The 9,499-nt window shown below is 44.0% G+C and carries 1 protein-coding gene; it reads right to left on the reverse strand.

The annotated features are described in order from the left end of the window. Positions 1–9,498: non-ribosomal peptide synthetase (locus BM107_RS15760; RefSeq protein WP_139222298.1), on the reverse strand; the 9,498-nt coding region annotated here is incomplete at its 3' end. Position 9,499 lies beyond the last annotated feature (1 nt).

Raw genomic sequence — 9,499 nt, forward strand, 5'->3', positions numbered from 1 at the left:
AAGGTAGTTCGCTATCTGATTGCTTCGCTGGTCTAGTTCGGCATAGCTCATCACCTGTTCTTCATCCCTCAATGCCACAGCATCAGGTGTTTTACCTGCCTGCCGAGAGAATAAATCAAGGATGGTCAGCTCATCCGGATAAGCAACTTCCGTAGCATTAAAACCATAAAGCAACGCCTCCTGCTCACCCGAACCCAATACTGCACCTATCCCTATACCCCCCTCTGGTTCCCTTAACATCAGCTCCAGGATCCGGTGGTAATAAACCATAAACCGTTCAACCATATCACCGCTCACAAAATTACTCTGGTAACATAAAGAAAGGTTAAGCCCGCCTCCGGTACGGTCGACATTCAGGTTGAACAGCGAGTTGTTCCTCGTTTCACCCATAACGGCTTCACCACCATCAGCACCTTCCTGTTCAGATAAGGCCGAGCCACCACCATCACTCAGCTCTTCATGCTCCAAAGCATCGTAAACATGGAAATCCACATAATTGAACAGCACATCGGTGATCGGGTTCTGCTCACCGGCCGACTCTTTCAACGCTGACACGATCTTCGAAAAAGATAAACGCTCATAAGCTTTCTGACCGTTCAGCTTTGTATTGATCCCCTCTACAAAAGAAAGCCAGCTCCCCTCACCAGGAACAGTGACCCTAAAAGGTACCGTGTTTAAAAAACAGCCCAGGATCTTGTCACCGTCCTCCAAAGCTGGCCGGTTGTTCGTTACCATCCCAACCGTCAGGTCGTTATCATAGCTCAGCATATACAGACCATACACAAAGGCCGAAAAACAAAGTGCTCGTACACTCACCCCCGAAGAATGGTTCCAGGCGTTTAAACCCGCAAGCAGGCTTTCATCCAAACGCGAATAGTGTGTCCGGTAAACCAATTCCTCTTCCACAGAAGAAAATGAAAAACGTTTATAACCCTTCAGCTCATCCTGCCAGTAAGACCGCAAAACCGCATCCCGGGATGCAAGTTCCTGATCGATCACAAAGTCAAGGTAACTGTGCGCTAAGCCCGAAGGGCGGAAACCAGGATCCGATGAAAGGCTCACCAGTGTATTATGGAGTTCTGTATTAAAAGAGGCCTCACTCCAGCCGTCAATAATCGCATGGTGGCAAACCAGGCATAAGCAGCTCCGCCCATCCCCAAGACGGAAAACAAGCAGCCGGAACAGCCCCGACAGTCCAAGCCCAAACGGCTCATCCCTGTCCCGCTCCAGTGCCTCACGGATAAAAGCCTGCTGGGCTGGCACAGACAGACTGCAAAGGTCATGGTGGCGGATATCGGCAACACCCTGTGAAAAAACAACCTGTAACAGTTCAGCACCATCACCCTGGTAAAAACCGGTCCTCAGAATCGAATGCTTATCGATCAGGAGCGCCAACGCATGGTCCAGCAGCGAAAGGTAAGCATCAGGGTAGCGCACCACATGCACCATCTGGTCATGGTAAAGCCCGCGTTCTTTCATCGAATGGTAAAGCATGCCCTTCTGGATATCACTGGCAGGGTAAACCGCGGTGACCATGGAGGCATCCAGCGAAGGGTTTGAAGCCAAAAAGGACAAACGGAGACCGGCATAGGCAGACAGCAGTTCCTCAACCGCATCCTCTTCTTCTACCAAAGCAGATACAGGTACCAGCCTCGGGCCAAGCTCTGCAACACTCTGGTAGGTAAACAGGTCGGCAATGCTCATCTTCAAACCCAGCTCACGGTTGATCCGGCTAACCAGTTTCAGCGCCAGCATCGAATCACCCCCAAGACTGAAAAAGTTACTGTTCAGCCCAACTTCATCAACCTGGAGTACCGAAGACCAGATCCGGCACAGCGCAATATCAGCTGCACGCCCGGGGGCAACATACAAACCGTCACCATGGTAGACCGGGGCAGGAAGTGCCTTACGGTCCACCTTCCCGTTTACCGTCTGGGGAATAAAATCAACCTGCACAAAGTGCGAAGGAACCATATAATCGGGCAGCAGCCCCGAAAGGTAAGCGCGTATCCCGGACAGGTCTATCTCCTGCAGACCAACCAGGTAGGCACACAGGGAAAGGTTGTTCCCATCATCCTCCCGTACAATTACAACCGCATCGGAAACCAGCTCATGTTCCAGCAAACGCCCCTCTATCTCGCCAAGCTCGATCCGGTGACCACGGATTTTAACCTGGTGGTCAATACGCCCGATGTATTCCAGTTCCCCGTTCGGGCCCTGGCGGCAAAGGTCGCCTGTACGGTAAAGCCGTTCACCCGCACGGTAGGGGTTGTCCACAAAACGGGAAGCGGTCAGCTCCGGACGGTTCAGGTAACCACGGGAAACCCCAGCCCCCCCGACATAAAGCTCACCGCTTACCCCACGGGCTACCAGACGGCGCGATCCATCAAAAATATATGCAGACAGTGTGGGGATAGGCACCCCGATATTGCTCACATTGCCACGGATGTCTTCTGCAGTGATCAGCTTATAGGTTACATGGACCGTAGTCTCGGTGATCCCGAACATATTCACCAGCAGGATATCGCTGTATTTTGCATACCAGTCTGCAAGCTTTAAGGGTTTAAGTGCCTCCCCGCCAAAAATAATATACCGCAGCCGCAATGCCCCGGGCGCCAGCCCGGATGCCGATTCTGCAGCAATCAGGTTATAAAATGCCGATGGGGTCTGGTTCAGTACCGTAACACCCTGCTTAACCAGCAACGAAAGGTATGCGGAAGGGTCGCGGGCAACCATTTTGGAAACCATAACCAGTTTGCCCCCGTAAAGCAGCGCACCGTACATCTCCCAAACACTGAAATCAAAATACGGGTTGTGGAACATCGTCCAGACATCTTCGGCACCGAAATCAAACAAAGGATCCTCATGGAAGAACAAACGCACCACATTCCTGTGCTCTACCAGCACCCCCTTGGGGTAACCCGTAGTACCGGATGTATAAATCACATAGCAAAGATCCTCAGGCTGGTTTACCAAGGGCAGCCTTTCGTCTGTGCTTTCCTCCTGCCCCAGCACATCCTGCACAACCAACGTTTCTATCCCATGTGCCACTTTATAACCGGCAGAGGTAACCAGCAGCAGGACAGCTTTACTGTCGTCCAGCAGGTAACTGATCCGGTCTGCAGGATAATCAAGGTCCATCGGAAGGTAGGCTCCACCGGCTTTGAGGATACCCAGCATACCGATAACGGTTTCATGGCTCCGCCCGGTTAACAGGCCTACAATGCTGTTGCGCCCAACACCATGTGTACGCAGCACATGTGCCAAACGGTTGCTCAAACGGTCAAGCTCACGATAACTCAGCTCCAAATCATTGTCAACCAATGCAATACGATCCGGACACAAATTAACCTGCTCCTCAAAACAACCTGTAACACTAGCCGATAAGGGATAACTAACTGTGGAATGATTAAATCCTGAAAGTAATTTTTCTTCTTCCGCAGCATCCATATAATGAAGATCAGCGATCTTTTCATTTCGAGGATTTACAATGGATTCAAATAGCATGGTTAAATGCGTAATCATCATCTGCACGGTTTCAGGTGCCAGCAGTTCCGTATGATAATTAAAATCTATGGCAATCGTTTCACCTGTTGTAACACATAATAACAAAGAGTAGTGAGTTTGCTCCTTGTTATGTATATTTTCAATTTTGAGATCCGTTTCCGCTTCCGTTATAGAACTGACAGGATAATTTTCAAAAACAAGCAAACTGTCGAAAAAATCTTCATCAAATCCGGTAATTGCCCGGATATCCGATAAAGGTGTATGGCTGTATTCGCGGGAAACAGCATGCTCTTCCTGTATGGTTGCCAACCAGTTGATGATATTTGAATCATTCTCTACTGTAATACAAACCGGGATCGTATTGATGTATAAACCCACACGGTCTTCAACATCATGAATTTCAGCTACCCGGCCAGAAACAGTCGTGCCAAAAACAATCCGGCTTGTTCCCGTATATCTTGAGAGGAGATAAGCCCATGCACCCTGAATAATAGTATTTAAAGTCAGGTGATTACGCTTTGCGAAATCCTCAAGTCCCTGCGCCAGGTCTTTCCCTGCAACGAATGGCGTGAGCTGATTTCCCAGCTGTTTATTTCTAAGCGCTGTTTGATGTATAAAAGGAATTAGGGTTGGCGATTCCAGCCCTGCCAAATAATGTGACCAGTGTTTGGCCGCATCGGTTTTGCTAATTTTTGCCTGATGCATGATCAGGTCTTTAAAATAATCTACCCTAAACGAACCAGATAAAGATTCGCCTGACCTGAACTGTTTATATAAAATAAGGAATTCTTTAATCAAAACGGACATAGACCATCCATCCAATATAATATGGTGGTTCGTCCATACCATTTTTACCCGGCCTTCAGCCAGTAAAATAAGGCTGATACGCATTAATGGTGGATGCTCCAGATCAAAAGGTTGTTGGCTATCTTCCTTCAGAAAATTATTTAATGCCTCTTCAAGAACTTCTCCTTTTAAACTGCTGTAGTCAACAATATTCAATGGCAGCTTGGCATTTTGAAATACACACTGCACCGGTTCATCAAATACATTATAAAAAAAAACTGTTCTTAATATACTGTGCCTGGCAATCAGCTGTTTCCATGCATTTTCAAAGTCGCCTATCCCCAGTCCGTTCACAAAGTCGCAAGCGAACTGAACGATGTAAGCCGCAGAATCTTCCTGGTATAAACTATGAAAAAGAATACCGCTTTGTAAAGGACTAAGCTTGTATATATCCTCCAATTCGGGCTTTTCTTTGATAAAAGCATCAAAAGCGGGATAATCTGTTACTTTATCAAGGCCGTAATCTGATGGCGTTTTTACCGGTATATCTATTGAACAGCAATGGTCTATAATTTCATTCAGATAATCACTGTACCTGCTCACCAGAAATTCAACAACAGAATCGTCATAAAGTGATGTATCGTAACTCCATACTAAATTAAGATGTCCTTCTGCAATGTTTATACTGACTTCCATCGCATTCAGGTTATGATTGTCGGGGCTATTGTTTTTTCCGGCATATTCAGAAGCAAGGCTAACGAATTCGTTTCCATTCATCGCTGCATCAAAATTCCCCAAATAGTTAAAAATCAGTTGCCCAAAATCAGCATGAAGAAATTCTTCTATTTCTGCATTTCCACTCAGGTAACGCAACACGCCATAACCTATACCTTTATTAGGAATATTGCGTATCTGTTCCTTTAACCGGATTATAAAAGCAGATAAAGATTCTCCACCTTCCTTAAACAGTTTAACAGGAAATATAGTGGTAAACCATCCAACTGTTTTACTTAAGTCAGCATTTTCAAATAGAGATTCCCGGCCATGCCCCTCAAGGGCAAGTACAAATTCACTTCTTTCGGCCCATTCACAAATAACCAGTGTTAAGGCACAAAGAAGTAAGTCATTTATTTCTGTATGGTAAGCCTGGTTAGCCTGGTGCAACAAACGCTGCGTTTGCGAACCAAAAAACTTAAGTTTAATACTGGCGTACCCAGGAGTAAGGCTATTCGCAGGGGAACCAGCTGGCAAGGGTTCAAATTCTTCTAAAATACCCTTCCAATAAGCAAATTCATCGCGAAGTACAGGTGATTCAGCATAATCATGAAGAAGCTTTCCCCATTGTCTGTAAGAAGTGGTTTTCGATCTTGGATTTATTCTTTTCCCCAGCGCAATTTTTCTCAACATGACACACAGATCATCCACAATAATCCGCCAGGAAACACCATCTACAGCCAGGTGGTGCACAACCAAAAATAAGCGGTTAAACTCTTCTTCATCGGGCGATTTAATAAATACCATCCGAACAAGTATCCCTTCTGTTACTGATAATTTTTGGTGGTAAAATTCACACAGCTCAGAAACATCATAACTGAATTTAATACTGTCTGATAAATCATTGATATCGGGCACGGGCATGTAATCTCCGTAAGATTGGATTGGCGCCTCATTCTCAGAAAAAGTATACCTGAACCTTAAGGCATCGTGCTGATTAATTAACTGATCAAGACATGCAGCTAAAGAAGCACTGTCTACTGATTTATTTAAGTTTAGCAGAAGTGACTGATTAAAATGGTTTACATTCCTGAAATCAGCTTCAAAAAAATATTTCTGTATAGGGAGTAAAGAAGCGCTTCCCGCTAACCGTCCTTGTTCACTCCATATTAAACTATTTTGATTTAACTGTTCCGCTAACCTTGAAATCGTCTGGTAATCGAAAACATCCTTAACCCTAAAGATTAATCCGGCTTCCTTCGCCCTGCTCACAAATTGAATGGCTATGATTGAATCTCCCCCGAGTTCAAAAAAGTTGGTATGAATACCAACTTCCTTAATATTCAATAATTGGCACCATAGCATAGCCAGTTTTTCTTCAATAGGATTTGTTGGTGCAGCATAACCTTTTGTTAACAGGGATGACAGATTAGGATCTGGCAGGGCTGACCGGTCTATTTTATTACTCGATGTTAGCGGGAATTCTGCCATCCTAATGTACAATGATGGCAGCATGTACTGAGGCAGAATTGATTTCAAATGGTCATATAAAGCACTTTCATGCCATTCTGTATCAGCGATTACGTAGGCTACAATTTTTTTATTTTCCTGTTCATCGGCATGGATTTTTACCACAGCCTGGTTAATTGTCTCATATCGCTCCAATGCAGCTTCTATTTCGCCTAATTCAATTCTGTATCCCCTTATTTTTACCTGATGATCTATCCTGCCGACATATTCAATATTGCCATCAGGGAGCCATTTTGCAAGATCTCCGGTACGGTATAAAACAGGACAATCTGCTTTTTCACTTTCAAAAGGATTTGGGATGAATCGTTCAGCTGTCAGCTCTGGTCGGTTAAGATAGCCCCTGGCTACCTGTATTCCGCCTGTACATAATTCACCCGTAACACCTATTGGAGCAGGCTGATTATTCTCATCCAGTATATAAATCTTTACATTATCAAGTGGTTTACCGATTGTGCTTTTATAACCATCTATAATAGGATGATCAGACATGGTAATATAAACGGAACTCTCTGTAGGTCCGTAACCATTAATTACAGTAACTCCTTTTTCCTGCAAAAGTGCTGTCAGCTTAATATTGATGACCTCTCCGGCTGAAATAATCGTCTTTAAAGAGAAAAGATGATCAATTAAAAGTACCTGGTAAGAAGGAGGAATTGTTGCTATGGTAATTTCATATTTTCGGATGAAATCCTTCATATCATCCATTGATAATTGGGTACTCCTGGTTGGAATACAAAGTTTTGCTCCTGCGCCTAATGTTGAAAACAGCTCTGCACAAAAAATATCGAAAGTGGCTGCAGCAAATTGCAGCACATGGTCTTCGGTATTTAGTTTCAAAATCCGGATTTGCCCTGCCGCCAGGTTATAAATACCTCCGTGTTCGATCATAACCCCTTTGGGTTTGCCGGTTGTTCCTGAAGTATAGATAATGTAGGCTAAATCCGACTGATGAGTAACAATCCCTGGCTTCTCCTCTGAAAACTTATTTTTTCTGGCAACAAAATCCCTGATAACCGAATCGTCGATTATAATTTCACACTGACTGTCTGATAATATATAAGCGATTCTTTCTTCCGGAAAATCGGGGTCAATGGGGACATACGCTGCGCCAGCTTTCAATATGGCCATAATTGCTGTAATTAACCATTCACTTCTGGGTAATTTTACGGCAACAAGGCTATCCTTCTTAAAACTTTTGTTTGCCAAAAGGTAATTCGCAAACTGATTGGTTAACAGGTGAAGATCCTTATAACTTAATATGGCCTGCTCATAAACTACAGCTATAGCATCAGGAACAATTTCAGCCTGTTGCTGAAATAAATCAATCACCGTTTCAGTTTTGCTAAAGCTAATCCTGGTATCATTGAATGCGGATAACAACTGATTTTTTTCAGCAGAGGAGAGCATCTCTAATTTTCCTATGGGAACATCTGTCTTTTCACAGATAGAAGAAAGGAGCTGCAGGTAATGTTGCCCCATATTTTCTATAGTTGATGGCAGGAACAGATCTGTACAATATTCCAGAACAAACTGAAGGTCATCGGGTAACTCGTTTACAGACAAGGTCAGATCAAACCGGGAAACAGGGTAAGCATAAGGTTCTGCCGAACAATCCAGATTTCCAATAAGAAGATCCTGCATATTTTCCTGATGCTGAAAGACGAACATCACCTGGAAAAGCGGGCTACGGCTTTTATCACGCTGTTGCTGAATTTTTCTGACCACCTTTGCAAAAGGAACATCCTGGTTTTGATAAGCCTGAAGCGTTAGCGTTTTAACTTCATTTAAGAGTTCTTCAAACGTCATTTCGCCACTTAGCTTTGTTCTCATCACCACCGTATTTACAAAAAAGCCAATCAGCGTATCCAGTTCTGGTAATGCGCGGTTTGCAACTGGTGTTCCAACCGCAATATCTGTTTGATTGGTATGACGATAAAGCAAGACATTAAAAGCACTTAACAGTAACATATTCATGGATACGCCCTGTTTCCTGGCCAGCACACGAAGTTTTTCTGTTAAAACCGCATCTGTTTTCAGGAACAATTTCATACCATTCGAACTTTGTTCGGCTGGACGCGGAAAATCAGTTGGCAGTTTAAGCGTGCTTAAATTTTTAAGCTGCTTTTGCCAATAGGTTAATTTATCTTCAATGTTTTCTGCCGTAAATGTTTGTCTTTGCCATACCGCATAATCGGTGTATTGTAACTTAAGTTCATTCAGTACAGGCAGGTTCCCAGCAATTTTAGCTGTGTAAATCTCTTTCAACTCCTGCACCAATAAAGGGATGGACCATCCATCACAGGCAATATGGTGGATAACCAGGGATAATAAATATTCGTCAGGCCCGACCGGACATATAGCGGCCCTGAGCATATGATCACGGCCCAGATCAAAAGGTTGCCGAATAAATGAATGCAGGTAATGATTTAGCTCGCCTGGTTGCTGATCTCCATCAATGCTTAGCTTCCAACTGTCTTCGGGAAGCAATTCCTGGTAAGGGCGGCCATCAGATTCCATAAATACTGTTCTTAAGCTCTCATGTCGGTTAACGATCATATTCAGCGCATCACCCATGGTTTCAGTAGCAACTGCCCCCTTAAGCCTTAAAACCAACGGAATGTGATAGTGCGAGCTACTTTCAAACTGATCTATAAACCAGAGATCTTCCTGTGTAAAAGAAAGTGGCAATTTATAACCAGGCACCCTGCTAATTGGCGCTATCTTTTCCCGGAGTGCATTGTCTTGAAAACGATCAGATTCAGTGGATAAAAATGCCTTAATTTCGTCTTTATGGCTTTTAATAAGCTCTAGAAATGATGGTTCAATAGTTACATCTTTAACAGTAGAAATCATCAGTTTACCTTCTTTTAAGAAGATAGAGATTCCCTGTTTTCCAGCCTTACCAAGTAGTGAAATAATATGTTCAATCTTGCCAGAGCTAACATTTAATTCATTTATCATT

It is taken from the genome of Pedobacter suwonensis, assembly GCF_900111825.1.
In the GTDB taxonomy this organism is placed as follows: Bacteria; Bacteroidota; Bacteroidia; order Sphingobacteriales; family Sphingobacteriaceae; genus Pedobacter; species Pedobacter suwonensis.